Raw genomic sequence first — 24,010 nt, 5'->3', positions numbered from 1 at the left:
CGCCACCTCCCCCTGCCGGGGAGGATCGATGAACCGCCTAGCCCTGTTCGACTGCGACGGTACCCTGGTCGACAGCCAGGCCAATATCTGCCGCGCGATGGAGGATTGCTTCGCCACCGCCCGGCTCGATCCGCCCCCGCGCGAGGCGATCCGCCGGATCGTCGGCCTCAGCCTCGTCCCCGCCATCGCCCAGCTCCTGCCAGAGGCCGAAGCACGCCAGCACGCGCTGCTCGCCGAGGACTATAAGCGCGCCTTCCACGCGATGCGCTCGAACGGCGCACTCGATCCCGAGCCCCTGTTCGACGGCGTCGCCGACGCGATCGAGACGCTCGACGCCAATGGCTGGCTGCTCGGCATCGCCACCGGCAAGTCCGATCGCGGCCTTGCGCTCATCCTCGAACATCACGGCCTCGCCCACCGCTTCGTCACGCTCCAGACTGCAGACCGCCACCCCTCCAAGCCGCACCCCTCGATGATCGAGGCGGCGATGGCCGAGGCCGGCGCCAGCCCCGAGAGCACCGCGATGATCGGCGACACCAGCTTCGACATGGCGATGGCGCGCGCGGCCGGCGCGCATGCCGTGGGTGTTGCATGGGGCTACCACACCATGCATGAATTGCGCGAGGCGGGCGCCGGGCATGTCGTGGAGCATGCCGCCGCGCTGCCCGCGCATCTGGAGGCCCTATGACCGAAGCCGACCGCCTCGCGCAGAAGCGCTATTACATGATCGTCGGCGTCAACCTCGTCGCCACCGCCGGCGCGGTGCTCGGGCTGCTCATCGCCGGCCGCTCGAACAATTGGGAGGGCAGCATCCTCGGCGGCGCGATCCTTTTGTCGGCGCTGTACCTCATGGCGGTCGTGCCGCGCGCGATGGCGCGGCGCTGGCGGACCCCGGAGCAGCCGTGAGACGATTCTGGAAGGACGTGACCGTCGAGCCGGGCAACGGCATCGCCCTCGACGGCAAGCCCGTGCGCACCCCCGGCCGCGCCCCGCTCGACGTGCCGACGCGCGCGCTGGCCGAAGCGATCGCCGAGGAATGGCGCGCCGCCGGCGACACGATCGACCCGCGCGCGATGCCGCTCACCGGCCTCGCCAACGCCGCGATCGACCGCGTCGCCCCCGATCCCGCGCGCTTCGCCGCCGGGCTCGCCGCCTATGGCGAGAGCGACCTGCTCTATTACCGCGCCGCCGAGCCCGCCGCTTTGGTCGATCGCCAGGCCGCGATCTGGGATCCGCTGCTCGATTGGGCGCGCGGGCGCTACGACGTGCATTTCGAATTGGCGACCGGCGTGATGCACGTCCCCCAGCCCGAAGCGACGATCGCCCGGCTGCGCGACGCCGTGACCGCGCTCGACCCATTCCGCCTCGCCGCGCTCTCGCCCATCGTCACGATCGGCGGCTCGCTGGTCGCCGCCCTCGCGCTGGCCGAGGACGCCGCCACCCCCGAAGCCATCTGGCAGGCCGCCCATGTCGACGAGGACTGGCAGGCCGAGCAATGGGGCGAGGACGTGCTCGCGACGCAAGCGCGCGAGGCGCGGCGGGGGGATTTCGATGCGGGGGTGAGATTTCTGCGGCTGGTTTAAGTAAGACCAGGGAGCCGGCCCTTGACAATCATGCGCCAGTGATTCACGGTTTGTTCACAGCTTTGTATACATATGGCGAGGAGCATATGAGCCGCAAGTCGCCCAACCGGACACTGAGCCAGCCGCGATGTCGGAACTGCAATCGCCTTTGGCGACCAAGCCAAGGCGTGATCGCCGATAAGGCTTATTGCAAAAGCTGCAGTGACGAGCGGCGCGCGATTGCGATCCAGCGGTTTGGGCTTCGGCCGCTTATTGACTCGGATTTTTCAGAATCCTATTTGCTGCCTCGACGAGTCCGTCCGCATTAGATATTGAAAAATTCTTCAAGTTCTCGAGCAGCCTGGCTCGCGGATAAGGCAGCAGTCGATCCGCCTAGCGTCTTGCTCTGGCCCGCTCCGAGTGGTTCGCTCCATGCACGCCACTCATGATTACGCGGTGAGTGTCTTTTCCACTCGACGACTATCTTCCTAGTGCCCTTCAATTGTACCCAGCGTACAAGTTTCGCCATTACGCTTGGAGTCCAAACAGGTGTAGTAGGCAAATTAGCTAGCCCGCGAAGCACCGCAGCCACGCTCTGATACCGCGCCGACGAATCGTCGTTCAGCATTTTTCGGATTACACGGCGCCAAGGCTTTGGAATATGTGGCAGCCACTTTAGGGATTTCGCAAAGCCACCTTGCTTAGTCACGTATCGGGGGCTTGGGGACGCATCGTACCAAGTCTTCCCATGCAATAGGCGATATAGCGTCATTCCGAGCGCCCAAATATCCGATTTAACACTAGTGCCCTTACCGTGCCAAACTTCATAAGCGATGTGGTCGGAGTATCCCTGATCGGAGGCGTACCCCAAAACTATATTATCGGTTACGAGCCCGAAATCACTTAACTGCGCCACCCCAATACGGTCGCGCAAAATATTGGCTGGCTTGATGTCCCGATGAATCATGCCGCGTGTATGCATGGCAGCCAAGCCTATCGACACTTCCGTACCAACTTTGCGAACATCCACGAGGGTCATCGGCCCAATTTCGAACGGCTTCTGAAGCGCGCCTCCGGGGCAGTAAGCCATGCAGATGTTCACACTCAGCCCATCGGGCGCCTCGACGACGTGATATACTTGGACCACATTTCGATGAGCCGCCTTGGCGAGATTCTTCGCCTCCGACAGGTCCTGCTTGAATTGCGCCCATGAAGCAGCAGTATATTCGGCGGGATCGAAGCGAATTATCTTGACCGCCACATCGCCGTGGGTGGGATCTGTGCCCTTGAATACTTCACCGAAATGGCCCTCGCCAAGTTTGGCGCCAATTGTCAACTTGGAGATGAAACCGGCCACTATGCGTTCCTAGCGGCAATTAGGAGCATTGCGGTTTCACGGCTCATCTTCCGGAGAGGTTGCCCCTTGGTTTGCGCTGCCCAAAATGCATCGTCCGCGCAGTACTCATCGACCTTCCGCTCGCCATAAGTTTTGCTAATCGCAGCCTTTGAGAGCGCTTTAACTTTGCAATGCGAACCGGCAGCGGCCATCACGACCCCGCGAACCTCTGCGCTGGTGAGAAGACCGAGTTTGGCCGATCCCTGACCCGTAACGGCACTCGCCTTAACAACAACAGCGTCAATTCCGTTCTCTTTTACGTAGTCCGCACATTGCTGGTGAAGGAAACTATACGCGGTAGCTCGGTCTCCCTTCTGCACTTTCCAAGTATCGTCTGAGAGTATGACAACGGGGCCCTTGTCAGGTATTTCTGCATCGACCACGCTCACCGAGTCCTTGGAGGCATTCAGGCCTAACCAACGCTTCGTCATAGCCTCTCCATCTTTATTGGATCGTCCTCCTACACGCTTGGGCATTACAGCGAAAGCAGAGCTTCCGAAGGCTTGATGTCCTGCCCCAAATTGGAGCAGTAACCTAGGGGTCTAGCGAAGGCTTCAGACCTGCTGCGTCGCCTTCGAAGAAGCATCATTCAAATCGTCTAGAGATGACCCTCATGCGCACCCTACTCGCGACACTCGCACTCACCCTCCCCGTCGCCGCATCGGCCCAGACCTCCGGGCGCTACGAGCAACTCACCCTAGCGGTGACCGGCAACACCGTCTCGGGGGTGTTCTCCGAAGGCCGCGTCGGCAATGGCAGCGAGGCGGCGCCGCAGTTCACTTGCATCTTCCTGCTGCGCGGCACGCTGAGCAACGGCCGCGGACAAGTGCGCACCTGGTATCCCGGCGAGCAACCGATCAAGGGCAGCCTGGCGTTCCGCGGCACCGAGGCTTCGCTGATGCTCCAGGAAAATCACGGCGGCTGCCTCAACACCAGCGGCGACATGGTCGGCCAGCCGTTCAAGGCCGATCTCGGCAAGGCTGCCAAGGGCTGGACCGGCGTCGCCTTGGTCACCGCCCGGCGCGCGGTGCTGCGCCCCAGCCCGGGCGCGGCCGCCAAGGCCCCCTATGTTGTCGATGGCGACGCGGTCGCCATCCTCGAGCGCCGCGCCGGCTGGCTGCGCGTCGCCTTTGCCGGTGAAAAGACCGTCACCGGCTGGCTCCGCGCCGGCGAAGTCGCGATCGCCGAATAGGCCGGGCGCCCTTGCAATGTAGGATTTCATTTGCTGGGATCGCCGCGCCGTCCCTCGACGGCTGCTCTTTGACCCCGTCGACCCGACCAGCACCAAGGCGCGCCCCGCCAAAGCCGAGCCTGTTCTCGCACAGCCCGCTCGCCGCCGGAACCTGCCCGATCGCGTGACCCGGGTGTCAATTCGGCGCGCCCGATGCGCGCATGGCCGCTCGATTGCCCATGCTTGCGGGCGCGCCGCTTGACTCCGAGTCAACCGCGCCGGAACGCGACCCTTTGAAAATCAATAGGTTAGCGAGTCAAGCGACGCTCCAAAACCCGCTTTCGAGTCAACTTCGTCAACTTCACCCGCCTGGCCACGACGCTGCCGCCGTCTGGGATCGGCGATTGACTTGTAGGAAAATGTTGCTCAAATGTTCTCGCCCTCGAGCAGCGGGGCTCCACATGGACATTGCAGCAGAACAGCGACGGCGCAGCTTTGGCGTCTGGTTGCGCACCGGCAGGCGACCGACGCTTGGCGACCAACCCGAGGTCAAGTTCAACCCCTGGCATGACCCGAATGACGGTCGATTTACCTTCAGCGGGTCTGGTGAGTACTATGATCCTGGCAGCCCACGGCAAGGAGATAGCCCTGGCCGAAAGGTTCCGAAATTCAGTTACGTCGAAGACCCTCGCCTGCCATCCATTTCGACCAAGGAGGAGGCGGACGCATGGAGGACTGCGGAGTTAGCCAAATACGGGCATAAGCGCGAACGCCGAAGAGCCATCGAAGAGCAGTATCAGCGTTATCTGCAAGACTTGAAGCCACCTCCTGCCGACTTACTCCGCAAGGCTAGCGAAGCAGCCGGCGGGGCAGTCGTAGGAGTTTACGATGTCGGAAAAGACGTGGTCACCGGGCTCTATTCGCTGGCCACAACAAACCCGGTCACCAGCGCGCAAAATATCGGGATCGGGCTGGCGCGGAAGATCGACGATGCGATCGAGGCCGAAGATACGCCAGCCTATGTTCACCTTAAGAAAACACGACACGCTATCGCCAATGCTTCGCCGTACGAGATCGGCTATGCGTTGGGACGGGGCACCGCCAGCGTTGGGGTGGCAATCGCGCCCGGGGCGATCGGGTCCAAAATCTCGTCGATTGTCCGTAACGGCAAAGTAGCGACCACAGTTTCGGCAAAAGCACCGACTAAGATAAGATTGATTGACCGGAAGTGGTCTATTTATATGAGCCGAAAGGCTAAAGACCAAGCATTGCGTCAATCGGCAGCGCTGAAGCGCAATGGCATGACCGCCATTTGGCAGGTCCCGACCAAACTCCAAAAAAGGCGAGCATTAAAATTGCTTAAACAATTGAAGATATCAAATATTCATGTCGAGGTATTTGAGCCATGATGGACCAAATAGCACGGGCAATTGCCAATGTTGTTATCTTTCTGGAGTACTCTTCCCCGGATATTTTAGACGAGGATTTTTCCATCGAGGCACTCGAGCAACTTGCCGGAGATTTGCAAGCGCTTGATGAAACGTCGCGAACAGCGTTGGCCGCCAGCTTTCGTCTAATCGCACCAACGTACAAAGGAGATATCGAGACCTTCGTAGCCGCGTTGCCCGAGTCTCTTGGTATATCGCGCTCCGAAGAGGACGAGGATTTCGAGCTTTGACGCGAGCGGTTTGCTTTGGGCGGCCGCCCTATTTGTTCAGCCCGCGGATGAAGCCGATCAGCCCGGTCTGGCGCGAGCGGCGCAGGCGTTCGGCCTTGATGATCGTGTGGACCGATCCGAAGCACTGCTCGACTTCGTCGTTGACCAGCACATAGTCATAGCCGTCCCAGTGGCTGACCTCGGCGGTGGCGCGGGCCATGCGGGCGTCGATCACTTCGACCGAGTCGGTGGCGCGCTTGAGCAGCCGCTCGTGCAGGATCTTGAGCGATGGCGGCAGGATGAACGCGCGGACCACGTCGCCGCCGGCGAGTTGGAACAGCTGCTGCGCGCCCTGCCAGTCGATGTCGAACAGCACGTCGCGGCCGGCAGCGAGGATCTTGTTCACCCCCTCGCGCGGAGTGCCGTAGCGATGGTCGAACACGTGCGCCCATTCGAGGAACTCGTTGTTCGCGACCATCTCGCGGAATTTCTCGAGGTCGACGAAATGATAGTCGACGCCGTCCACTTCGCCCGGGCGCATCGGCCGGGTGGTGTACGACACCGACATTTCGAGGAACGAGTCCGCCGCGAGCAGCTTCCGCGCGATCGTCGACTTGCCTGCCCCCGAGGGCGAGGACAGGACGAAGAGGACGCCGCGGCGGCGGAATTTGTGCGGATCGTTCTCGGTGCGATGGGGCATGGGCGCTACTGGCGTGCGGACTCGCCCCCCGTCAAGTCACGCCTTGCGCTGCTTCCGGCGATCCGAACGCATCTTCCACAGGCCATAGCCGCCGGCGAGGACCATCCCCGGCACGCCCATCCGGGTGATCGCCCGCTGCGCGACATAGCCGATCGCGGCGCCCTTGACGCCGCCCCTGCCGTCGCGCCGGTCGATCCGGTTGCCGATAAAGGCGCCGATCAGGTTGCGGATCATAATGCGGTCTCGGAATTGGCGAAGCGATGCACGCCATAGGCAATCGCGCCGAGCACCAGCGCGGCGGGGACGACGCTCTTGGCGATCTTCCACACCGCGACTCCGGCGACCGCGCCGAGCGTGCCGCCCTCGCCGTCGCTGGCGTCGATCTTGTGGCCGATAAAGGCGGCGATTGCGTTGCCGATCATGGAATTTTCCTCGCTTGCGTGAGCCAGCGGGTAAGCGGTTGAATTGGGTAGTTGTTCCCCGGCGGACTCGGATGATCCCCGTCGCTGTGCCACTATCTTCCAGGCGGCGGTTAAGTCAGCATTCAGCGCAGCGCGCCGCTTCTGCGGCAAGACAGGATAATCAGGGGAGAATTCGCATGGTCTCGCTCTTCGCTTTGACGATGGCGGCGTTCACGCTTTCGCAGGCTGCCCCCGGCACGCCGCACCAGCCGAAGCCCACCGCAACGCCGACGAGCACGCCGGCTGGAAAGTCGATCAACGAGGCCGCGCCCCAAGGGCCCGCACCGTCCAGGCCGAAGCCGCGCCCCACCGCGAAGCCCGGCGTCAAATTCGGGGAGTGACCCGCATCCGGGCGTGTGCCCGGACGGGGTCGCTGCAGCCCGGGGTTACCGCCCGATCATCGTCTCGGGCTTCACATATTGATCGAACGTCGCTTCGTCGACCAGCCCGAGCTCGAGCCCGGCCTGCTTGAGCGTCAGCCCCTTCTCATGGGCGTACTTGGCGATCTTGGCCGAATTGTCATAGCCGATCACCGGCGCCAGCGCGGTCACCAGCATCAGCGAGCGGCCGACCAGATCGGCGATCTGCTTCTCGTTCGCCTCGGTGCCGTCGACGCAGCGCTCGGCGAAGCTGGTCATCCCCACCGCGAGCAAGTGGATCGAACGCAGCACGTTCGCGCCGATCAGCGGCATGAACACGTTGAGTTCGAAATGCCCCTGCATCCCGCCGACGGTGACTGCCTGGTTGTTGCCGATCACCTGCGCCGCGACCATCGTCAGCGATTCGCACTGGGTCGGGTTGACCTTGCCCGGCATGATCGAACTGCCCGGCTCGTTGGCCGGCAGCGACAGCTCGCCCAGCCCCGAGCGTGGCCCCGAGCCCAAGAAGCGGATGTCGTTGGCGATCTTGTTGAGCGCCACCGCCAGCGTGTTGAGCGCGCCCGAGAAGAACACCAGCCCATCCTTGGCGGCCAGTTGCTCGAACTTGTTCGGCGCGCTCTCGAATGCGGTCCCGGCAATGTCGCTGATCGCCGCGGTCATGTCCTCGGCCCAGCCTTCCGGCGCATTGAGCCCGGTGCCGACCGCAGTGCCGCCGATCGCCAGCTTGCGGATATTGCCGTTCAGCGCGCCCTCGATCCGTGCCTTGCAGCTGACCAGCTGCGCGGCATAGCCCGAGAATTCCTGGCCCAGCGTCAGCGGCGTCGCATCCTGGGTATGGGTGCGGCCGATCTTGACGATATGGTCCCAGGCCTCGGCCTTGGCGGTGAGCGATGCGGTGAGCTGCTCGAGCGCGGGCAGCAGCACGTCGCGGGTGGCGACCGCAGTCGCAACATGCAGCGCGGTCGGGAAGCTGTCGTTCGACGACTGGCTCATATTGACGTGATCGTTGGGGTGCACCGGCGACTTGCCGCCCTTGTTGCCGGTCAGCACTTCGTTGGCGCGCCCGGCGATCACTTCGTTGACGTTCATGTTGGTCTGGGTGCCGCTGCCGGTCTGCCAGATCACCAACGGGAACTGGTCGTCGAGCTTACCCGCGACGATCTCCTGCGCCGCCGCTTCGATCGCGTCGACCACCTTGGCGTCGAGCCCGTGCTTGCGATTGACCCGCGCCGCGGCCTGCTTGACGATCGCCTGGGCGTGGACGATGCCCAGCGGCATCCGCTCCATGGCGCCGAACGGGAAGTTCTCGATCGAGCGCTGGGTCTGCGCACCCCAATAGCTGTCTGCGGGAACTTCGATCGCGCCGATCGAGTCGGTTTCGGTCCGGGTGGTCACGCTATCCTCCATCTGGTTGCGGCGAGCCCTAGCGAGTGTGCGGCGCGGTTTCCAGCGCGGGCGTAAGGAAGTGTTTCCGCCCGGTTGCGCGTTTTGCAACTCGTCCCCATTCGACTCTTGTCACCGGCCAGCATGGGCTGGGGCAACCGCAAGGAGACGACAGATGAGCATAATATTGGCTCTGGGGCTGGCGGCTGCGCTGGACCCCGCTTTCCCCGCAATTGAGCACCGCACCCGCATCGAACATCCCAAGGGCGCGATAGAGGCGACCTACAAGATGCGCGTCGCAGTACGCCACAAGCAGATCGGCAGCTCGGCCAAGCCCGGCACGCCCTCTACCCTGGCCTGTACCTGGCGCGCCGACGTGCATGTCGAGCGCAGCGCGGTCCATGGATCGGGGGCGAGCCTCAGCCGCCAGATCACCCGCGATGGCGTGGTCGAGGGGCGCCGCGCGGGCTGGTGCAATGACGGGCAGAGCGCTATCGCGGCCGAAGTCGCCCGCCGCACGCACGAGATCCACGATCAGGTGGTGGCGCTGGCCCGCGAGGACGAAGCCGTGCTCCAGGCCGAACTCGAGCGACTGGACGGCAACCGACAAGGATGAAGATGCGTACGATCCTGTTCACGACGATTCTGTTCACCGGCCTCGCTGCCACGCCGGCGCATGCCCAAAAGCTGAGCGGCGGGATCGAAGCCGCGACCGACGAGAGCCGCCGGGGCCTGAGCTGGAGCGAGGGGCGGATCGCCACCTCCGCCGACCTGCTCGTCCCCGTCGGCCCGCTCGAAGCCTCAGCGCGGGTGGCGACGGTGCGCGATTCGGTGCGCCACGACGGCGCCGAAGTGGTCGGCGATCTGGAGCTGGGCGCGGTGACCGATCTCGGCCCGTTCCGCGTGCGCGGGCACGTCACCGGCCATATCTTCGCCGGCGCGCGTAGCAAGATGGACTATGTCGAGCTGGGCGGCAGCGGCAGCTACAGCCTAGGCCCGGTCCAAGTGAATGCCGGCGCGGTCTATGCGCCCGACCAGTCGGCGATCGGCGGGAGCAACCTCTATCTCTATGCCGGCGCCAATGCCGGCGTGCCGATGACGCCGCTCAGCGCCTCGGCGTCGATCGGACGCAGCTCGGGCAACACCGACGATCCCCTCCGCGCCGCGCGGCTGCGGCCTACCGGCACCTACAGCGACTGGCGGATCGGGCTGGAATATAACAGCTTCCCGATCACCTTCGGGATCGATTATGTCGGCACCGATATCGAGAACCGCCCCGGCCTCTCGCGCTTCGCCGACGCGCGCCACAGCGGCGACCGAGTGATCGGTCGGGCGCGGATTTCGTTCTAGGCGCTCACGGATTGCGTCGGGCAGTCCGCCTCAGGCCTGCCTCCGGCGGAGTAATCGTCCCCCGGACGGATTACTTCTTCCGCTTGAAGTCCACCGAGACGACGTTCGAGCCGTCGTCGGCCGGGGTAATCGTCGGGCCGTCATTCTCGGCCTCGTCGTGCGGCTCGGGCGGCTCGGCTTCACTCGCCTGGAAGCGCAGCTCGAAATTCACCGCAGGATCGTGGAAGCCGGTGATCGCCGAGAACGGGATGTTGAGCATTGCCGGCACCTGGTTGAAACTCAGGCCAACCGAGAATTTGCTGTCGTCGACCTTGAGATCCCAGAAGCGGTGCTGGAGGACGATCGTCATCTCGTCGGGGAAGCGCTCGATCAGCCGCTGCGGGATGTCGACGCCCGGCGCATGCGTCTTGAAGGTGATGTAGAAATGGTGCGCACCCGGCAAAGCCTGGGTCGCGGCCACCGAACCCAGCACGCGGCCGACCACGGCGCGCAGCGCCTCCTGGACGATCTCGTCATAGGGAATCAGGCTGTCGGGCACGGTACCAGTCATGAGTCTTTGGGTAGCGCCTGACGCCCACGGGTCAAGCACATGCTGCTTGCCCCCAAGCAACGCTAATTTGCCAGGACGCCCGCGGGCGCTATGGGGGCGGCATGCGCACCGCCACGATCAGCCGCAAGACGAGCGAGACTTCGGTCGACGTCACGCTCAACCTCGACGGCACCGGCGCCTATGCGGTTTCGACCGGCATCGGCTTCTTCGATCACATGCTCGAGCAATTGAGCCGCCATTCGCTGATCGACATGGACATCAAGACCGTCGGCGACCTGCATATCGACCAGCACCACACCGTCGAGGACACCGGGCTCGCGATCGGCGAGGCGATTGCAAAAGCCCTTGGCGATAAGAAGGGCATCCGCCGCTACGCCGATGCGCTCTCGCCGATGGACGAGACGCTCGCGCGCGTCGCGATCGACATCTCCGGCCGCCCGTTCCTCGTCTGGAAGACCGAGTTCAGCCAGAAGCGCCTTGGCGAGATGGACACCGAGATGTTCGAACACTGGTTCCACAGCTTCGCGCAGACCGCGGGCGTGACGCTGCATGTCGAGACGCTCTACGGCAGCAACAACCACCATATCGCCGAAGCCATGTTCAAGGGCCTCGCCCGCGCGCTGCGCGAGGCGATCGAGATCGACCCGCGCAAGGCCGACGCAATCCCCAGCACCAAGGGCGTACTGTGATGATCATCGTGCTGCTCCGCTACACCGGCGACGTGACGCCGCACCGCGACGCGCATGTCGCCTGGCTGCGCGAAGCGCTGGCCGAGGGCCGGCTGGTCACCGCAGGCCGCCAGCCCGACACCGGCGGGGTGCTGATCGCGCGCGGCGACCGCAGCGAAGTCGAGGCCTGGGCGGCGCAGGATCCGTACCGGCTGGCCGGGGTGGCGGAGAACACCTTCGTCGAGTTTACCCCCAGCATGGCCGCGCCGGGGCTCGAGTCGCTGCTGCCGTGAGCGTTGCGCTGATCGATTACGGCGCGGGCAACCTCCATTCGGTCCACAACGCGCTTAAGGCCGCAGGTGCGCAGGGACTGGCGATCACCGCCGATCCCGATGCCGTCGCCAAGGCTGATCGCATCGTGCTGCCGGGCGTCGGCGCGTTCGGCGCCTGCGCGGCGGGGCTGCGCGGCATCGACGGGATGATCGAGGCGCTCGAAGCGCGCGTGCTGCGCGAAGCCGCGCCGTTTCTCGGCGTCTGCGTCGGCATGCAATTGATGGCCACCACCGGCGAGGAACTCGGCAGCCATGCCGGACTCGGCTGGATCCCCGGCACGGTCCGTCATCTGCCGCCCGCCCCCGGCGTCCGCGTGCCGCATATGGGCTGGAACGACGTCATTCCCGCCGCCGAGCACCCGCTGATCGAAGTCGGCGAGGCCTATTTCCTCCACAGCTTCGCCTTCGAAGGCGATTCCGTGCTGGCGACTACGCAGCATGGCGGCCAGGTTACCGCGGCGATCGGCCGCGACAATCTGGCCGGCGTCCAGTTCCACCCCGAAAAGAGCCAGCGCTACGGCATCGCGCTGCTGGAGAGATTTCTCGCATGGCGTCCCTGATCGTCTTCCCGGCCATCGATCTCAAAGGCGGCCAGGTCGTCCGCCTCGCCGAAGGCGATATGGACCGCGCCACCATCTATGGCGACGATCCCGCCGCCCAGGCCGAGATCTTCGAGAATGCGGGCTCGGAATGGCTCCACGTCGTCGATCTCGACGGCGCGTTTGCGGGGGAGTCGGTCAACGGCGCCGCGGTCGCCGGCATCCTTGAGCGATTCGGCGGCAAGATCCAGCTGGGCGGCGGCATCCGCACTCGCGAATCGATCGAGCGCTGGCTCGATCTCGGCGTTACGCGGGTCGTGATCGGAACCGCCGCGCTGGAGAATCCCGAGCTGGTGCGCGAAGCCGCGCACGACAATCCGGGACGCATCGTCGTCGCGGTCGATGCGCGTGACGGCTTGGTCGCAACGCGCGGCTGGGCCGATGTCTCGACCGTCCGCGTCGAGGATCTCGCCCGCCGCTTCGAGGATGTCGGAGTCGCAGCGCTGCTCTTCACCGATGTCGGTCGCGACGGGCTGCTCAAGGGGTGCAACGTCGAGGCGACCGTGGCGCTTGCCCGCGCGGTATCGATCCCGGTGATCGCCAGCGGCGGCGTCACCGACATCGGCGACATCCATGCGCTCAAGGGGCATGTCACCGACGGGATCGAAGGCGTAATCACGGGGCGCGCACTGTACGACGGCCGGCTCGACCTGCGCGAGGCGATTGAGGTGGCCAATCGGATCAATACCAGCCGCCGCTAGACGAGGTTGTTTATAGCCTCCGATACGCGCCCCGGATTGACATTAAATCTTTGAGCAACGTCACGCTGGTGCCAATTCGGATGTTTATCGACAAATTTTCTTATTTTTTCGGCGAGCCCAGGTGTAAGAGCCGCACTCTTGTTTCTAGCCCGCCTGAAAGGAGACTGCCGATAAGTTTCATCGGCGAGATCATGCAACTCATCGATGCCATGCTCATCAGCAAGCTCACGAAGACGATCACGTATCTGCGGAATCGTTCTTTTGTTTCGCATCATTCCCTCCCCATAGGTGATGCTGCTTTAATGGGTAACACAAGATGCCTCAAGATCTCCGCAAGCAACGGCGAATTTCGTCACCAGGACGCAGAGTGTGTTTGATTCTTGAGTTCAGGCCTACTTTTCAGGAACGCACAGCATGACCGTCCGCGCTCGCGTGATCCCCTGCCTCGACGTGGCCAATGGCCGCGTCGTCAAGGGCGTCAACTTCGTCGAATTGCGCGACGCCGGCGATCCGGTCGAGCAGGCGCGCGCCTATGACGCCGCAGGCGCCGACGAGCTCTGCTTCCTCGACATCACCGCCAGCCACGAGGCGCGCGGGACGATCCTCGACGTCGTCCGCCGCACTGCCGAAGTGTGCTTCATGCCGCTCACCGTGGGCGGCGGGGTACGCAGCGTCGAGGATGCCCGCGCACTGCTCCTCGCTGGTGCCGACAAGGTCGCTGTGAACAGCGCCGCAGTGTCGCGCCCCGAAGTCGTCGCCGAGATCGCCGAGCGAATGGGCAGCCAATGCGTCGTCGCCTCGGTCGATGCCCGAAAGGTCGCCGAAGGTCGCTGGGAAGTCTTCACGCATGGCGGCCGCCGCGAGACCGGCATCGACGCGGTCGAACACGCACTCAAGCTCGCCGAGCTCGGCGCGGGCGAACTGCTGCTCACCTCGATGGACCGCGACGGCACGCGCGACGGCTATGACCTCGACTTCATCCGCACGGTCGCCGACCAGGTAACGGTGCCGGTGGTGGCGTCGGGCGGCGTCGGCGGACTGCAGCATCTCGTCGAGGGCATTCGCGAGGGCCATGCCAGCGCGGTGCTGGCGGCTTCGATCTTCCATTTCGGCGAAGCGACTATCGCCGACGCCCATGCTGCGCTTGCGGCCGCCGGAATTCCGGTCCGACGCTGACTCGTGCTCCGGCGAAGGCCGGAGCACGGCGCGTTTAACCCTTCCCCAACATCGCCGCGCTAGAAGCGACACATGTTCCGCCTCGCGCTCGCCCTGATGATCGCCACCCCCGCCTTCGCCGCGGCGCATAGCGGCGTCGCCGGAACGCGCTCGATGCCCGAGCTTTCCGACCTCGCATTGTTCGCCTGCGCCGCGTTCGGCATCTGGTTCGTCCGTAACCGCCTGCGCGCCCGCTTCCGCCGCAACGCCGAGGATTGACAGCGCCGCGCCGCTCCCGCAGCCGGAGCGCATGGCCGACACATTCAACGCACTCGAAGCCGTAATCCGCGAACGCCGCAGCGGCGACCCGTCCGCCTCCTATGTCGCCAAGCTCACCGCGCGCGGCCGCGCCAAGATCGCGCAGAAGCTCGGCGAGGAGGCCGTCGAGACGGTGATCGCCGCGATCGAGGACGACAAGCCCGGGATCGTCAGCGAAGCCGCCGACCTGGTCTTCCACCTCGCCGTGCTGCTCGCCGACGCGGGGCTCAGCCTCGACGACGTCCGCGCCGAACTCGCCCGCCGCGAAGGCGTGTCGGGCATCGATGAGAAAGCCAGCCGCCATGCCGATTGACGCCACCCAGCCTTATGACGACCAGAATATCTTCGCCAAGATCTTGCGCGGCGAGATCCCGTCGAAGCGGGTGTACGAGGACGATCACGCCCTCGCCTTCCACGACATCAACCCCCAGGCGCCGCAGCATATCCTGGTAATTCCCAAGGGATCCTACGTTTCCTGGGACGATTTCGCTGCCAAGGCTCCCGATGCGGAGATCGCCGGCTTTGTACGCGCCGTCGGCCACGTCGCGCGCGAGGCCGGCATGGTCGAACCTGGGTATCGGCTGCTCGCCAATGTCGGTCAGGACGGGCACCAGGAAGTGCCGCACCTCCACGTCCACATCTTCGCCGGGCGCCCGCTCGGCCAGATGCTGGCGCGCTAGACCTCGCGCTTTGCCGGTGCGCGCCGCGTCGCCAGCGCGACCATCACGCCCGACACGCAGATCACCAGCATCCCGACAAGGGCGATGCCGTCCGGAATATAGCCGAACACCAGCCAGCCGAGCAGCCCCGCCCACAGGAGCTGGGCGTAGTTGATCGTCGCAAGCAGCGAGGCGGGCGCATAGCGAAAGGCGGCGGTGTAGAGATAATGGCCCAGCCCGCCATAGACGCCGAGGCTCAGGAACAGCAGTGCCTCGATCCAGGACGGCACACGCCCGGCCCAGAACCAGGGCCCGATCAATCCAAAGAGGATGCTGCCTACGAGCGCTGAGTAGAACAGCATCGCGATCGTCGATTCGCTGCGCGCCAGCACCCGCGACAGCAGCTGGTAGGTCACATTGAGGCCCACACAGGCAAAGGCGAGCAACGCGCCCGTCATCGCCAGCCCGCCGCCGGGCCGCGCGATGAGCAGCACGCCGGCAAAACCCATCAGCGCCGCAACCCAACCGACCGCGCCGATCCGCTCACCCAGCAACGGCCCCGCGGCGACCACCACCAGCAACGGCGCAAGGAAGTTGATCGCCGTTGCTTCCGCGACCGAGATAGTTTGCAGCGCCAGTCCCATCAGCAGCGACGTCGCGGCCAGCGCCAGCGCGCGCACAATCACCAGTCCGGTCCGCTGGGTTTGCATGATCGCCCTGCCATAGGACGGCGCGACCAGCGCAAGCATCAGCAGCAGGTTCACCAGGTAGCGGCACGCGACGATCAACGGAACGTCATAGCGCGTCGCCAGATATTTGGTGGTGGTATCCATGCACGCAAACAGCATCAGGCTCGTCGCGGCGAGCAGCGCCCCGCGCAAGGGTTGGGCTGTTTGCATGGGATCTCCGCTGGCCGTGCCTCGGCCCCTCGACCACTACGCATCACATTGCAATGCGGCGATTCGAACACGACAGGGATTGCGCCTCCCCGATTAGCGGCTAGGCTCGCGCCTTTCCAAACATGGGGCGGCGCGAACCGGCGCCGCGAAGGGGACCACTCAATGATATTCGGGCGCGTTAAGCCACTCGATGCCATTTTGGCGACAGCGGAGAAGAAATCGCTCCACCGGTCGCTCGGCGCATTCCAGCTCACCATGCTCGGCATCGGCGCCGTCATCGGCACCGGCATCTTCGTTCTCACCGCCGAGGCCGCGCAGAAAGCCGGCCCGGGCATGATGGTCTCTTTCATCATCGCCGGCGTGGTCTGCGCCTTTGCCGCGCTCTGCTATGCCGAAATGGCCGCGATGGTCCCGGTCTCGGGCTCGGCCTACACCTATAGCTACGCCGTGATGGGCGAGCTGATCGCCTGGATGGTCGGCTGGGCGCTGATCCTCGAATATGCTGTCGCCGCGGGCGCGGTGTCGGTCGGCTGGTCGGGCTATGTCGTCGGGCTGATAGAACACAGCTTCGGCGTCACCATACCCGATACGCTGGTGCTCGGGCCATTCGACGGCGGGCTGATCAACCTGCCGGCAATGGCGATCGCGGGCCTGGTAACCTGGCTGCTGGTGATCGGCACCAAGGAGAGCGCGACGATCAATGCGATCCTCGTCGCGATCAAGGTCGCCGCGCTTACCCTGTTCATCGTGCTGGCCGTACCGGTGATGAACAGTGCACAGTTCTCGCCCTTCGCGCCGACTGGCTTCGTCGGCATCTCGATGGCGGCGGCGTCGATCTTCTTCGCCTATGTCGGCTTCGACGCCGTCTCGACCGCGGCCGAGGAAACCAAGAACCCGCAGCGCAACATGCCGATCGGCCTGATCGGCTCGCTCGGCATCTGCACGATCTTCTATATCCTCGTCGCCGCCGGCGTGATCGGCGCGCCTGGTCTCTCCACCCAGCCGGTGGTCGATGCCGCCGGCGCGGTGCTCGAGCCCGGCAGCCGCGATCTCGCCGCACAGTGCGCCGCGCGCGCTGCCGAGGGCATGAAGGACGTGGTCTGCTCGAAGGAAGCGCTGGCGTTCACGCTGCGCGAGATCGGCTGGCCGCAGATCGGCAACCTGCTCGGCCTCGCCGCCGGGCTCGCGCTGCCTTCGGTCATCCTGATGATGATGTTCGGCCAGACCCGCATCTTCTTCGTGATGAGCCGCGACGGCCTGCTTCCCCAGGCATTCTCGAAGATCCATCCCAAGTTCAACACGCCACACGTGATCACGATCATCACCGGCGTGGCGGTAGCGCTGTTCGCAGCGTTCTTCCCGGTCGGCCAGCTCGCCAACATCTCGAATTCGGGCACGCTGTTCGCGTTCGCCGCGGTCTCGATCGCGGTGATGGTGATCCGCAAGAAGGATCCGACCCGCAAGCGGCCGTTCCGCACCCCGGCGGTGTTCGTCACCGCGCCGATCGCGATCCTGGGCTGCGCCTATCTGTTCATCAGCCTCGATCACAAGAGCATCATCCTGTTCCTGATCTGGGCGGCGATCGGCCTGCTCGTCTATTTCGGCTACAGCCGCAGCCGCAGCCATGTCGGCCGGGGCATCATCGATGTCTCCGAGCACGAAGCCTATGAGGATCTCGATCCGCCGGTTCCCGGCACGCGCTGAGGATCGAAGCGATCGTTTCGAAACGGGCCGGGGGAGCGATCCTCCGGCCCTTTTTGTTGGCCGGGGAATGATACAGGATATCATTCATCTGCGGGTCATCGCAGGCGCGCAAGATTGATCGCAGCGGCCCGCAAGCGGCCGGCACTTGGGGAGACTCACATGGCACGTAGCGCACTGATGCTCGGCTGTTCGGCCGTCCTGCTCACCTCCGCCGCCCCGCCGCAGCTTCCTCGGGTGGTTCCTGCTGCGCAGGATCGCCACTCGCCGGTGCGCTGCATCCAGATGCAGGCCGACGCCGAGACACGCCGCAAGTCGGGCGGCGCGCCGCCGCCGGTGTATCTGGCGCCGCCACCCCCGCCACCCCCGCCCGCGCCGATCGCACCGCCACCACCGATGCCCGCGCCGCCCGTCGCTTACGCGCCGGCGCCTCCGCCGCAGGAGATGGCCGTCACCGCGAAGCGCGTGGTCACTGCATCGGATATCGGTCGCTTTCCCAGCCGCCCCGCCCCCTATGGCGCGCCCAGCAACACCGAGCGCTACGAAGGCAAGGAAGTCGCCTCGATCCAGCAAGTCGCGGCAGCGCCCGTCTCCACCTTCTCGGTCGATGTCGACACTGGCGCCTATGCCAATGTCCGCCGCTTCCTGACCAAGGGGCAGGATGTCCCCGCCGCAGCAGTGCGCACCGAGGAAATGATCAACTATTTCCGCTACGATTATCCGCGCCCGGGATCGCGCGACGCGCCGTTCAGCATCACCACCGACGTGGCGAAGACGCCGTGGAATCCGGATACGCGGCTGCTCCGCATCGGGCTGCGCGGCTATGACGTGAATGCCAGGGGCCGTCCTCCCGCGAACCTGGTATTCCTCGTCGACGTGTCGGGATCGATGTCGAGCCAGGACAAGCTGCCTTTGGTCAAGAAGGCGCTGACGCTGCTCGCCGACCGCCTCGCGCCCGGCGACCGCGTGTCGATCGTCGCCTATGCCGGCGCCGCGGGCACCGTGCTCGAGCCGACCAACAACAAGAACTATGTGAAGGCTGCGCTCGACTGCCTCGAATCAGGCGGCTCGACTGCGGGCGGACGGGGCATCGAACTCGCGTACTCGATCGCCCGTGCAACCTATGTCCAAGGCGGAATCAACCGCATCTTCCTCGCCACTGACGGCGATTTCAACGTCGGGGTCAGCGACAACAAGGCGCTCGAGGCGCTGGTCCGGAAAAACCGCGACGACGGGATCACGCTGACCACGCTCGGCTTCGGCACGGGCAATTACAACGAGGCGCTGATGGAGCGCATCGCCGATCTCGGCAACGGCAACTACGCCTATATCGACAGCGCGATGGAAGCGCAGAAGGTGCTCGACGACGAATTGAGTGCGACGCTGTTCACCATCGCCAAGGACGTCAAGGTCCAGGTCGAGTTCAATCCCGCCCAGGTCAGCCAGTACCGCCTGATTGGCTATGAGAACCGTGCGCTCGCCGAGGAGGACTTCGCCAACGACGCGATCGACGCCGGCGATATCGGCGCGGGGCACCAGGTCACGGCGCTCTACGAAATCGTGCCAGCCGGCGCGGCCGGCTGGCTCCCCGAGCGCCGCTACGAGGCCAACCGCCCCGCTGCACCCGCCTCGACCGGCAACGAGCTCGCGCATGGCCGCCTGCGCTACAAGCTGCCCGGCCAGGATGCCTCGAAGCTGATCGAGCGACCTGTCCCCGCCGGCCTGCTGCGCAGCGCGCAGGCGCCGCGCGGCGACATGGCGTTCGTCACTTCGGTCGCGGCGTTCGGCCAGCGGCTGCGCGGCGACAAATATCTCGGCAGCTACAACTATGCCGACATCGCCGCGCTCGCGGGCAGCTCGGACAATTACTGGCGCAGCGAGTTCACGCGGCTGGTGCGGCTGGCCGACAACGGCCGCGGCAGCCGTCCTTCAGGCGACTGAGCATGCTGGACGCTGCGGAATCCTTCGCTATGCAGTTGCGATTGCGTGTGACTGCATGGCGTCGGGAGCGGAAAATATGAACGATACGGCTTGGCAGACCGGGGGTCCGATCGTCGATGGCGGGCCGGTGTGGCTCACGGCGTCGTTCGTGCTGATCGGGCTCGGCGTCCTGTTCGCGCTGTTCGTCCTCGCCTGGGGCACGCGGCTGGCCAAGAAGCGCGCGCAGGCGCGTGCCGAGCTTGAGGAACGCGGCGAGATCGCCGAACACGTAACGCCAGCGGCCGAACTCCGCGAGGTCGCGCCGCCCTCGGTTGCCTCGCCCCCCCCACCGGTAGCCCCCTCGCCACCACCAATCGCCGACGTGCCGGTAATGGCGCCTCCGGCGACGCCCGAGCCTGCCGAACCCGCGCCGCTGGCCGATGAGCCGATTGCCGCCGCCGCGCCGCTCGACGCCTCGCCCGCCACGCTCGCGGCTTCCGAGCCCGCACCCGCCGACACCGGCGAGGACCAGCTCACCCGGATGAAGGGCGTCGGCCCCAAGCTCGCCGAGCGGCTCAATGCGCTGGGGATCACCAGCTTCGCCCAGATCGCCGCGCTGTCACCCGAAGAAGCGAGCGTGCTCGACGCCCAGCTCGGCACCTTCCAGGGGCGCATGCAGCGCGACCGCTGGATCGAACAGGCCGGCTTCCTCGCCCGCGGCGACCAGGCGGGGTACGAGGCGGTGTTCGGCAAGCTCTGAGTTCCACTAGCCCCTCGTGAAGTAGAGGCGCTTTAGATCTACCCCTCGCGCACCAGCAGCTTGTCGATCTTCCGCCCGTCCATGTCGACGATCTCGAAGCGCCAGCCCTGCACGGCGAACACTTCGCCCTCCTCGGGCAGGTGCTTGAGCACTGCCAGTGCAAGCCCCGCGACGGTCGCGTAGTCGCGATCCTCGGGCAGATCGATGCCGAGCCGGTCGGCGAGCGCGTCGGCGGGCATCTGCCCGGAGACGAGCAACGATCCGTCCTCGCGAACGATCAGGCTCGGCGTGTCGCCCGGATCGGCGTCCGACGCGAAGTCGCCGGCAATCGCCGCGAGCAGGTTGGCCGGGGTGACGATGCCTTCGAAATGGCCGTATTCGTCATGGACGAGGCCCATCGGCACGTCGGCACGGCGCAGCGCGCCGAGCGCGTCCATCGCATCGACCTGGTCGGGGAGCACCGGCGCGGCGCGCATCAGCCGACGCAGGTCGAGCGTCTCGCCGCGGAACAGCGCCGCCGCGATGTCGCGCGCCTGGACCACCCCGATCACCGAATCGACCGAGCCTTCCGCCACCGGCAGCCGGGTATGCTGCGTCGCGAGCAACGCGTCACGGATGCCGTCGGCGTCGAGATCGACGTCGAGCCAGTCGACATCGGTGCGCGGCGTCATCACTTCGCGCACCGGGCGATCGGCCAGGCGCACCACGCCCGAGATGATCGAGCGCTCATGCTCCTCGATCACCCCCGACTTCGATGCCTCGGCGACGAGCAAATGGAGCTCCTCGGCAGTGACCCGGTTCTCCGATTCGCGATTGAGCCCGACGATCTGGAAAACGAGCGCGCTCGACTTGTCGAGCAGCCACACCACCGGCGCCGTGATCCGGCTGAGCCACAGCATCGGAATCGCCATCACCGCGGCGATCGGCTCGGGCGAGCGCAGCGCGAACTGCTTGGGCACCAGCTCGCCAACGATCAGCGAGGCATAGGTGGTCAGCGCGATCACCAGCGTGAGGCCCACCGTCGCGGCGGTCTCGGGCGAGAGGCCAAGCCAGATCTCGAACCGCTGCGCCGTCGGCGTGCCGAGGCTCGCGCCCGAATAGGCACCCGCGACGATGCCGATCAGCGTGATGCCGATCTGCACGGTAGAGAGAAACTTGCCGGGATCCGAGGCGAGCAGCATCGCGGTCCTGGCGCCGCGGTTCGTCCGCGCGAGCGCCTCCAGCCGGGCGGGCCGGGCGGAGACGATTGCCAGCTCCGACATAGCAAAGAGGCCATTTACGGCGATCAGCACGAGGATGATCGCCACGTCGATCCAGGGAAAGGGTGCGGGCATGGGCGACGTCCTCCATATCCGCACTCGGCCACGCTTAACAACCGCTGTTAAGTCGAAGTTCAGTGCGCAACCGGAACAAGGCGGCGACAAAACCGGTTTCCCAACATCAGGGTCCGCAATTTCAGGAGGAATTATGACCATCGCCCGCAAGGCGCTCATCGCCGCCGCGCTTGCCGCGACCACCCTCACCGCAGCCTGCGTCACCGATCCGGTGACCGGCGAGAAGCGCGTCTCGCGCGCCGCGATCGGCGCCGGCGCCGGCGTGGTCGGCGGCTACCTGCTCGGCGACCTCGTCGGCGGTCGCAACGATCGCACCGAGAAGATCATCGGCGCAGGCATCGGCGGCCTCGCCGGCGCAGGCATCGGCACCTATATGGACCGTCAGGAGCAGGAACTCCGCCGCCGCACCGCGGGGACCGACGTCCGCGTCATCCGCCAGGGCGACGATCTGGTGCTCAACATGCCTTCGGGGATCACCTTCGCGACCAACGAATCGAGCATTCAGCCGCAATTCCGCAACACCCTCGATCAGGTTGCCGACGTGCTGCGCCAATACAACCAGACCTATGTCGACGTGTACGGCCACACCGATTCGACCGGCAGCGACAGCTACAATCTCACCTTGTCGCAACGCCGCGCGGGTTCGGTCGCCGACTATCTCTCGTCACATGGCGTCCAGAGCGCCCGCATCGGCACGCGCGGTTTCGGCAAGACCCAGCCGATCGCGAGCAACGACACCGAGGAGGGCAAGGCCGCCAACCGCCGCGTCGAGATCAAGCTCGTGCCGATTACCCAGCAGGATCTGGGCTGAGCCCGCCTCCTGTCGAAGGGTCGCTCTTCTTTCCTCCGCTGGGAGAAGAACGGTGCTTCGACAGGCTCAGCACGAACGGCGTTTGGGACTAGGCGCGCCGCTCCCTGAAGAAATCGCGCAACAGCGCGCCTGCCTCGTCTTCGCCAATCCCCGAATAGAGTTCGGGCCGGTGGTGGCAGGTCGGCTGCGCGAAGAACCTTGGGCCATGCTCGACCGCGCCACCCTTGGGATCGCTCGCCCCGTAATAGAGCCGGGCGATCCGGGCGTGCGCAATTGCCCCCGCGCACATCGCGCATGGCTCAAGCGTAACCCACAGGTCGCAATCCTCCAGGCGCTCGCGGCCCAGGATGCGCGCCGCCTCACGGATCGCCAGCATCTCGGCATGCGCGGTCGGGTCGTGGAGCGTGCGCGGCGCATTGGCGCTGGTGGCGATCGCCTTGCCGTCGTGGATCACCACCGCGCCGACTGGCACTTCGCCCGCCAGTGCCGCGGCACGCGCGGCATCGAGCGCCCGGCGCATCGGTTCGGGGAGCGGGAACATGGCGATGATCTACCGCGCCTGCCCTATTCCGTCATCCCGGCGAACGCCGGGATGAAGAGATAAAGTCAGGCCACCGCAACCACTCGCCGCTCGTCGCGCAGCACGGTCCACAGCGCGAACGCCACGCCCGGCAGGAACCCGAGCACGGTTAGGCCGCAACTGATCAGGAACTCCCGCCCCGGTCCGCGCGCCAGATACGCCCCAAGCGGGGGCAGCAGCACCGCCGCGGCGATTCGCCCGGCCTGCATTACTTCGCGGCGGGCGTGGGCGACGCGGCCGGCGCCTGCTTCACGTCGATCGTCGGCAGCACCACGGTGGCCTTCTTCATCTCGACGGTCGGCACCTCGACGGTCTTGGCGGTGTTGCCGATCCCGACGCTGCCTGTCTCCGCGCTGACCTTAGGCAGTTCGCCGCCCTGCACGCTCACCGTGGGCAGGCTGCCGCCAGTCTGTTGGTTGATCGTCAACATGCCGGTTGCCATCGCCGCCACTACGCCCAGGGCCAGCAGCCCGATCAGCACGAGTATTGCACGCATCGCCTTTGTCTCCCGAACTCGAATCGTTTGCGTAATAACGCCGCAACCGCCATGCGGGTTGCGTCGGCCCACCGCTTTGATTGGGGAATCGGTTGACGCCCCCGGCCATACCCGCTATCGGCGCGGCCTTTCCGGCGTATGCCAAGAACCAGGATTTAAAGCGATGTCGCGCATTTGCGAGCTGACCGGCAAGGGCCGGCAGGTGGGACACAACGTCTCCCACGCCAATAACAAGACCAAGCGTACGTTTCTGCCCAACCTGCAGAACGTCACGCTGATCTCGGATTCGCTGGGCCGCAGCATCCGCCTGCGCGTTTCGACGCACGGCCTGCGCTCGGTCGAGCACAATGGCGGCCTCGACAATTGGCTGCTCAAGGCAAGCGACGACGATCTGTCGCTGCGTGCGCGCCGCCTCAAGCGCGAAGTGCGCAAGGCGTCGACGGCCGAGAAGACCGCGGCCTAACAGC

Annotated in this window: 35 protein-coding genes; 22 read left to right on the top strand and 13 right to left on the bottom strand. The window is 65.4% G+C overall.

The annotated features are described in order from the left end of the window. Positions 1-28: 28 nt before the first annotated feature. Genes RZN05_RS18715 through RZN05_RS18705 form a run of 3 tightly spaced genes read left to right on the top strand, consistent with a single transcriptional unit; the run spans position 29 to position 1,583 of the window. Positions 29-688: an HAD-IA family hydrolase gene (locus RZN05_RS18715; protein ID WP_317228197.1), complete on the top strand. Its 660-nt coding sequence runs from the start codon at positions 29-31 to the stop codon at positions 686-688. Further along, positions 685-906 carry a hypothetical protein gene (locus tag RZN05_RS18710; protein ID WP_317228196.1) on the top strand — a complete coding sequence of 74 codons (222 nt, stop codon included), beginning with the start codon at positions 685-687 and terminating at the stop codon, positions 904-906. The genes RZN05_RS18715 and RZN05_RS18710 overlap by 4 nt, the downstream gene beginning before the upstream one ends. Beyond that, positions 903-1,583 carry an ATP12 family chaperone protein gene (locus tag RZN05_RS18705; RefSeq protein ID WP_317228195.1) on the top strand — a complete coding sequence of 227 codons (681 nt, stop codon included), beginning with the start codon at positions 903-905 and terminating at the stop codon, positions 1,581-1,583. Before RZN05_RS18710 ends, RZN05_RS18705 begins: the two co-directional genes overlap by 4 nt. 304 nt (positions 1,584-1,887) lie before the next feature. Here the strand turns inward: RZN05_RS18705 and RZN05_RS18700 are convergent, their stop codons facing one another. Both RZN05_RS18700 and RZN05_RS18695 read right to left on the bottom strand, forming a co-directional pair. Then, positions 1,888-2,919, bottom strand: coding sequence for a serine/threonine-protein kinase (locus tag RZN05_RS18700; RefSeq protein ID WP_317228194.1), 1,032 nt, complete (start codon positions 2,917-2,919; stop codon positions 1,888-1,890). Continuing rightward, positions 2,919-3,389 (bottom strand): hypothetical protein, encoded by a 471-nt coding sequence (locus tag RZN05_RS18695; RefSeq protein ID WP_317228193.1) that lies wholly within the window; start codon positions 3,387-3,389, stop codon positions 2,919-2,921. Before RZN05_RS18695 ends, RZN05_RS18700 begins: the two co-directional genes overlap by 1 nt. Before the next feature lie 173 nt (positions 3,390-3,562). On the opposite strand from RZN05_RS18695, the gene RZN05_RS18690 reads away from it, so the two are divergent. From RZN05_RS18690 to RZN05_RS18680, 3 genes are all read left to right on the top strand, one after another. Continuing rightward, the gene (locus tag RZN05_RS18690) at positions 3,563-4,150 is read left to right on the top strand and encodes a hypothetical protein (protein WP_317228192.1); all 588 of its coding nucleotides are present in this window, start codon (positions 3,563-3,565) and stop codon (positions 4,148-4,150) included. Between the two features lie 440 nt (positions 4,151-4,590). Beyond that, positions 4,591-5,538, top strand: a complete 948-nt coding sequence (locus RZN05_RS18685) for a hypothetical protein (RefSeq protein WP_317228191.1) — start codon at positions 4,591-4,593, stop codon at positions 5,536-5,538. After that, complete coding sequence (locus RZN05_RS18680; RefSeq protein ID WP_317228190.1) at positions 5,535-5,807, top strand: hypothetical protein; 273 nt, start codon at positions 5,535-5,537, stop codon at positions 5,805-5,807. The genes RZN05_RS18685 and RZN05_RS18680 overlap by 4 nt, the downstream gene beginning before the upstream one ends. A 28-nt stretch (positions 5,808-5,835) precedes the next feature. Here RZN05_RS18680 and gmk read toward each other — a convergent pair whose 3' ends face one another. From gmk to fumC, 5 genes are all read right to left on the bottom strand, one after another. Next, positions 5,836-6,486 (bottom strand): guanylate kinase, encoded by a 651-nt coding sequence (gmk, locus tag RZN05_RS18675; protein WP_317228189.1) that lies wholly within the window; start codon positions 6,484-6,486, stop codon positions 5,836-5,838. A gap of 36 nt (positions 6,487-6,522) precedes the next feature. After that, positions 6,523-6,720, bottom strand: coding sequence for a hypothetical protein (locus tag RZN05_RS18670; RefSeq protein ID WP_317228188.1), 198 nt, complete (start codon positions 6,718-6,720; stop codon positions 6,523-6,525). Then, on the bottom strand, positions 6,717-6,908 hold the full coding sequence (locus RZN05_RS18665) for a hypothetical protein (protein ID WP_317228187.1): 192 nt from the start codon (positions 6,906-6,908) through the stop codon (positions 6,717-6,719). Before RZN05_RS18665 ends, RZN05_RS18670 begins: the two co-directional genes overlap by 4 nt. A gap of 160 nt (positions 6,909-7,068) precedes the next feature. Then, positions 7,069-7,275, bottom strand: a complete 207-nt coding sequence (locus RZN05_RS18660) for a hypothetical protein (protein WP_317228186.1) — start codon at positions 7,273-7,275, stop codon at positions 7,069-7,071. A gap of 58 nt (positions 7,276-7,333) precedes the next feature. Continuing rightward, on the bottom strand, positions 7,334-8,734 hold the full coding sequence (fumC, locus tag RZN05_RS18655; RefSeq protein ID WP_317228185.1) for a class II fumarate hydratase: 1,401 nt from the start codon (positions 8,732-8,734) through the stop codon (positions 7,334-7,336). A gap of 151 nt (positions 8,735-8,885) precedes the next feature. On the opposite strand from fumC, the gene RZN05_RS18650 reads away from it, so the two are divergent. Further along, on the top strand, positions 8,886-9,326 hold the full coding sequence (locus RZN05_RS18650; RefSeq protein ID WP_317228184.1) for a hypothetical protein: 441 nt from the start codon (positions 8,886-8,888) through the stop codon (positions 9,324-9,326). A gap of 2 nt (positions 9,327-9,328) precedes the next feature. Next, positions 9,329-10,060 carry a TorF family putative porin gene (locus tag RZN05_RS18645; RefSeq protein ID WP_317228183.1) on the top strand — a complete coding sequence of 244 codons (732 nt, stop codon included), beginning with the start codon at positions 9,329-9,331 and terminating at the stop codon, positions 10,058-10,060. A 70-nt stretch (positions 10,061-10,130) separates the two neighbouring features. Here RZN05_RS18645 and RZN05_RS18640 read toward each other — a convergent pair whose 3' ends face one another. Beyond that, positions 10,131-10,610, bottom strand: a complete 480-nt coding sequence (locus RZN05_RS18640; RefSeq protein ID WP_317228182.1) for an SspB family protein — start codon at positions 10,608-10,610, stop codon at positions 10,131-10,133. A gap of 101 nt (positions 10,611-10,711) precedes the next feature. On the opposite strand from RZN05_RS18640, the gene hisB reads away from it, so the two are divergent. The 9 genes from hisB (at position 10,712) to RZN05_RS18595 (ending at position 15,063) form a co-directional block, all read left to right on the top strand. Next, positions 10,712-11,299 carry an imidazoleglycerol-phosphate dehydratase HisB gene (gene hisB / locus RZN05_RS18635; protein ID WP_317228181.1) on the top strand — a complete coding sequence of 196 codons (588 nt, stop codon included), beginning with the start codon at positions 10,712-10,714 and terminating at the stop codon, positions 11,297-11,299. Next, positions 11,299-11,571, top strand: a complete 273-nt coding sequence (locus tag RZN05_RS18630) for a YciI family protein (RefSeq protein ID WP_317228180.1) — start codon at positions 11,299-11,301, stop codon at positions 11,569-11,571. Before hisB ends, RZN05_RS18630 begins: the two co-directional genes overlap by 1 nt. Beyond that, the gene (gene hisH, locus RZN05_RS18625) at positions 11,568-12,170 is read left to right on the top strand and encodes an imidazole glycerol phosphate synthase subunit HisH (protein ID WP_317228179.1); all 603 of its coding nucleotides are present in this window, start codon (positions 11,568-11,570) and stop codon (positions 12,168-12,170) included. The genes RZN05_RS18630 and hisH overlap by 4 nt, the downstream gene beginning before the upstream one ends. Beyond that, entirely contained in the window at positions 12,158-12,910 is a 753-nt protein-coding gene (hisA, locus tag RZN05_RS18620; RefSeq protein WP_317228178.1) for a 1-(5-phosphoribosyl)-5-[(5-phosphoribosylamino)methylideneamino]imidazole-4-carboxamide isomerase, read from the top strand. The genes hisH and hisA overlap by 13 nt, the downstream gene beginning before the upstream one ends. Before the next feature lie 50 nt (positions 12,911-12,960). After that, on the top strand, positions 12,961-13,287 hold the full coding sequence (locus RZN05_RS18615) for a hypothetical protein (RefSeq protein WP_317228177.1): 327 nt from the start codon (positions 12,961-12,963) through the stop codon (positions 13,285-13,287). Positions 13,288-13,324: 37 nt separating this feature from the next. Beyond that, entirely contained in the window at positions 13,325-14,086 is a 762-nt protein-coding gene (gene hisF / locus RZN05_RS18610; RefSeq protein WP_317228176.1) for an imidazole glycerol phosphate synthase subunit HisF, read from the top strand. Positions 14,087-14,158: 72 nt separating this feature from the next. Next, positions 14,159-14,344, top strand: a complete 186-nt coding sequence (locus RZN05_RS18605) for a hypothetical protein (protein WP_317228175.1) — start codon at positions 14,159-14,161, stop codon at positions 14,342-14,344. Positions 14,345-14,375: 31 nt separating this feature from the next. Continuing rightward, positions 14,376-14,696 carry a phosphoribosyl-ATP diphosphatase gene (locus tag RZN05_RS18600; protein ID WP_317228174.1) on the top strand — a complete coding sequence of 107 codons (321 nt, stop codon included), beginning with the start codon at positions 14,376-14,378 and terminating at the stop codon, positions 14,694-14,696. Beyond that, on the top strand, positions 14,686-15,063 hold the full coding sequence (locus RZN05_RS18595) for a histidine triad nucleotide-binding protein (protein ID WP_317228173.1): 378 nt from the start codon (positions 14,686-14,688) through the stop codon (positions 15,061-15,063). Before RZN05_RS18600 ends, RZN05_RS18595 begins: the two co-directional genes overlap by 11 nt. Here the strand turns inward: RZN05_RS18595 and RZN05_RS18590 are convergent. Further along, positions 15,060-15,941 carry a DMT family transporter gene (locus RZN05_RS18590; protein WP_317228172.1) on the bottom strand — a complete coding sequence of 294 codons (882 nt, stop codon included), beginning with the start codon at positions 15,939-15,941 and terminating at the stop codon, positions 15,060-15,062. The two genes, RZN05_RS18595 and RZN05_RS18590, sit on opposite strands and share 4 nt — an antisense overlap. A 162-nt stretch (positions 15,942-16,103) precedes the next feature. Between RZN05_RS18590 and RZN05_RS18585 the strand changes: the two genes are divergently transcribed. From RZN05_RS18585 to RZN05_RS18575, 3 genes are all read left to right on the top strand, one after another. Continuing rightward, on the top strand, positions 16,104-17,645 hold the full coding sequence (locus tag RZN05_RS18585; protein ID WP_317228171.1) for an amino acid permease: 1,542 nt from the start codon (positions 16,104-16,106) through the stop codon (positions 17,643-17,645). A gap of 159 nt (positions 17,646-17,804) precedes the next feature. Further along, complete coding sequence (locus tag RZN05_RS18580; protein ID WP_317228170.1) at positions 17,805-19,583, top strand: vWA domain-containing protein; 1,779 nt, start codon at positions 17,805-17,807, stop codon at positions 19,581-19,583. Positions 19,584-19,659: 76 nt separating this feature from the next. Next, positions 19,660-20,322 (top strand): helix-hairpin-helix domain-containing protein, encoded by a 663-nt coding sequence (locus RZN05_RS18575; protein ID WP_317228169.1) that lies wholly within the window; start codon positions 19,660-19,662, stop codon positions 20,320-20,322. Between the two features lie 38 nt (positions 20,323-20,360). Here RZN05_RS18575 and RZN05_RS18570 read toward each other — a convergent pair whose 3' ends face one another. Further along, a complete protein-coding gene (locus tag RZN05_RS18570) occupies positions 20,361-21,656 on the bottom strand; it encodes a hemolysin family protein (RefSeq protein WP_317228168.1) in 1,296 nt (431 codons plus the stop codon). 133 nt (positions 21,657-21,789) lie between these two features. On the opposite strand from RZN05_RS18570, the gene RZN05_RS18565 reads away from it, so the two are divergent. Continuing rightward, entirely contained in the window at positions 21,790-22,467 is a 678-nt protein-coding gene (locus tag RZN05_RS18565) for an OmpA family protein (protein WP_317228167.1), read from the top strand. An 88-nt stretch (positions 22,468-22,555) separates the two neighbouring features. Here RZN05_RS18565 and RZN05_RS18560 read toward each other — a convergent pair whose 3' ends face one another. From RZN05_RS18560 to RZN05_RS18550, 3 genes are all read right to left on the bottom strand, one after another. Continuing rightward, a complete protein-coding gene (locus RZN05_RS18560; RefSeq protein WP_317228570.1) occupies positions 22,556-22,987 on the bottom strand; it encodes a nucleoside deaminase in 432 nt (143 codons plus the stop codon). An 86-nt stretch (positions 22,988-23,073) separates the two neighbouring features. Beyond that, entirely contained in the window at positions 23,074-23,256 is a 183-nt protein-coding gene (locus tag RZN05_RS18555; RefSeq protein WP_317228166.1) for a YqaE/Pmp3 family membrane protein, read from the bottom strand. Then, positions 23,256-23,543, bottom strand: coding sequence for a hypothetical protein (locus tag RZN05_RS18550; RefSeq protein ID WP_317228165.1), 288 nt, complete (start codon positions 23,541-23,543; stop codon positions 23,256-23,258). The genes RZN05_RS18555 and RZN05_RS18550 overlap by 1 nt, the downstream gene beginning before the upstream one ends. A 163-nt stretch (positions 23,544-23,706) precedes the next feature. Here RZN05_RS18550 and rpmB point away from each other — a divergent pair, with 163 nt between their 5' ends. After that, positions 23,707-24,006: a 50S ribosomal protein L28 gene (rpmB, locus tag RZN05_RS18545; RefSeq protein WP_317228164.1), complete on the top strand. Its 300-nt coding sequence runs from the start codon at positions 23,707-23,709 to the stop codon at positions 24,004-24,006. Positions 24,007-24,010: the final 4 nt, after the last annotated feature.

It is taken from the genome of Sphingomonas sp. HF-S4, assembly GCF_032911445.1.
Lineage (GTDB): Bacteria > Pseudomonadota > Alphaproteobacteria > Sphingomonadales > Sphingomonadaceae > Sphingomonas > Sphingomonas agrestis.
This window is presented reverse-complemented; position numbering and strand designations above follow the sequence as displayed.

Excerpts from the sequence above, each read along its gene's own strand:
- RZN05_RS18715 (WP_317228197.1), top strand. The coding sequence starts at position 29 with ATGAACCGCCTAGCCCTGTTCGACTGCGACGGTACCCTGGTCGACAGC.
- RZN05_RS18710 (WP_317228196.1), top strand. The coding sequence starts at position 685 with ATGACCGAAGCCGACCGCCTCGCGCAGAAGCGCTATTACATGATCGTC.
- RZN05_RS18695 (WP_317228193.1), bottom strand. The coding sequence starts at position 3,389 with ATGACGAAGCGTTGGTTAGGCCTGAATGCCTCCAAGGACTCGGTGAGC.
- RZN05_RS18690 (WP_317228192.1), top strand. The coding sequence starts at position 3,563 with ATGACCCTCATGCGCACCCTACTCGCGACACTCGCACTCACCCTCCCC.
- RZN05_RS18685 (WP_317228191.1), top strand. The coding sequence starts at position 4,591 with ATGGACATTGCAGCAGAACAGCGACGGCGCAGCTTTGGCGTCTGGTTG.
- RZN05_RS18680 (WP_317228190.1), top strand. The coding sequence starts at position 5,535 with ATGATGGACCAAATAGCACGGGCAATTGCCAATGTTGTTATCTTTCTG.
- gmk (WP_317228189.1), bottom strand. The coding sequence starts at position 6,486 with ATGCCCCATCGCACCGAGAACGATCCGCACAAATTCCGCCGCCGCGGC.
- RZN05_RS18670 (WP_317228188.1), bottom strand. The coding sequence starts at position 6,720 with ATGATCCGCAACCTGATCGGCGCCTTTATCGGCAACCGGATCGACCGG.
- RZN05_RS18665 (WP_317228187.1), bottom strand. The coding sequence starts at position 6,908 with ATGATCGGCAACGCAATCGCCGCCTTTATCGGCCACAAGATCGACGCC.
- fumC (WP_317228185.1), bottom strand. The coding sequence starts at position 8,734 with ATGGAGGATAGCGTGACCACCCGGACCGAAACCGACTCGATCGGCGCG.
- RZN05_RS18650 (WP_317228184.1), top strand. The coding sequence starts at position 8,886 with ATGAGCATAATATTGGCTCTGGGGCTGGCGGCTGCGCTGGACCCCGCT.
- RZN05_RS18645 (WP_317228183.1), top strand. The coding sequence starts at position 9,329 with ATGCGTACGATCCTGTTCACGACGATTCTGTTCACCGGCCTCGCTGCC.
- RZN05_RS18640 (WP_317228182.1), bottom strand. The coding sequence starts at position 10,610 with ATGACTGGTACCGTGCCCGACAGCCTGATTCCCTATGACGAGATCGTC.
- hisB (WP_317228181.1), top strand. The coding sequence starts at position 10,712 with ATGCGCACCGCCACGATCAGCCGCAAGACGAGCGAGACTTCGGTCGAC.
- RZN05_RS18630 (WP_317228180.1), top strand. The coding sequence starts at position 11,299 with ATGATCATCGTGCTGCTCCGCTACACCGGCGACGTGACGCCGCACCGC.
- hisA (WP_317228178.1), top strand. The coding sequence starts at position 12,158 with ATGGCGTCCCTGATCGTCTTCCCGGCCATCGATCTCAAAGGCGGCCAG.
- hisF (WP_317228176.1), top strand. The coding sequence starts at position 13,325 with ATGACCGTCCGCGCTCGCGTGATCCCCTGCCTCGACGTGGCCAATGGC.
- RZN05_RS18605 (WP_317228175.1), top strand. The coding sequence starts at position 14,159 with ATGTTCCGCCTCGCGCTCGCCCTGATGATCGCCACCCCCGCCTTCGCC.
- RZN05_RS18600 (WP_317228174.1), top strand. The coding sequence starts at position 14,376 with ATGGCCGACACATTCAACGCACTCGAAGCCGTAATCCGCGAACGCCGC.
- RZN05_RS18595 (WP_317228173.1), top strand. The coding sequence starts at position 14,686 with ATGCCGATTGACGCCACCCAGCCTTATGACGACCAGAATATCTTCGCC.
- RZN05_RS18590 (WP_317228172.1), bottom strand. The coding sequence starts at position 15,941 with ATGCAAACAGCCCAACCCTTGCGCGGGGCGCTGCTCGCCGCGACGAGC.
- RZN05_RS18585 (WP_317228171.1), top strand. The coding sequence starts at position 16,104 with ATGATATTCGGGCGCGTTAAGCCACTCGATGCCATTTTGGCGACAGCG.
- RZN05_RS18580 (WP_317228170.1), top strand. The coding sequence starts at position 17,805 with ATGGCACGTAGCGCACTGATGCTCGGCTGTTCGGCCGTCCTGCTCACC.
- RZN05_RS18575 (WP_317228169.1), top strand. The coding sequence starts at position 19,660 with ATGAACGATACGGCTTGGCAGACCGGGGGTCCGATCGTCGATGGCGGG.
- RZN05_RS18570 (WP_317228168.1), bottom strand. The coding sequence starts at position 21,656 with ATGCCCGCACCCTTTCCCTGGATCGACGTGGCGATCATCCTCGTGCTG.
- RZN05_RS18565 (WP_317228167.1), top strand. The coding sequence starts at position 21,790 with ATGACCATCGCCCGCAAGGCGCTCATCGCCGCCGCGCTTGCCGCGACC.
- RZN05_RS18560 (WP_317228570.1), bottom strand. The coding sequence starts at position 22,987 with ATGCGCCGGGCGCTCGATGCCGCGCGTGCCGCGGCACTGGCGGGCGAA.
- RZN05_RS18555 (WP_317228166.1), bottom strand. The coding sequence starts at position 23,256 with ATGCAGGCCGGGCGAATCGCCGCGGCGGTGCTGCTGCCCCCGCTTGGG.
- RZN05_RS18550 (WP_317228165.1), bottom strand. The coding sequence starts at position 23,543 with ATGCGTGCAATACTCGTGCTGATCGGGCTGCTGGCCCTGGGCGTAGTG.
- rpmB (WP_317228164.1), top strand. The coding sequence starts at position 23,707 with ATGTCGCGCATTTGCGAGCTGACCGGCAAGGGCCGGCAGGTGGGACAC.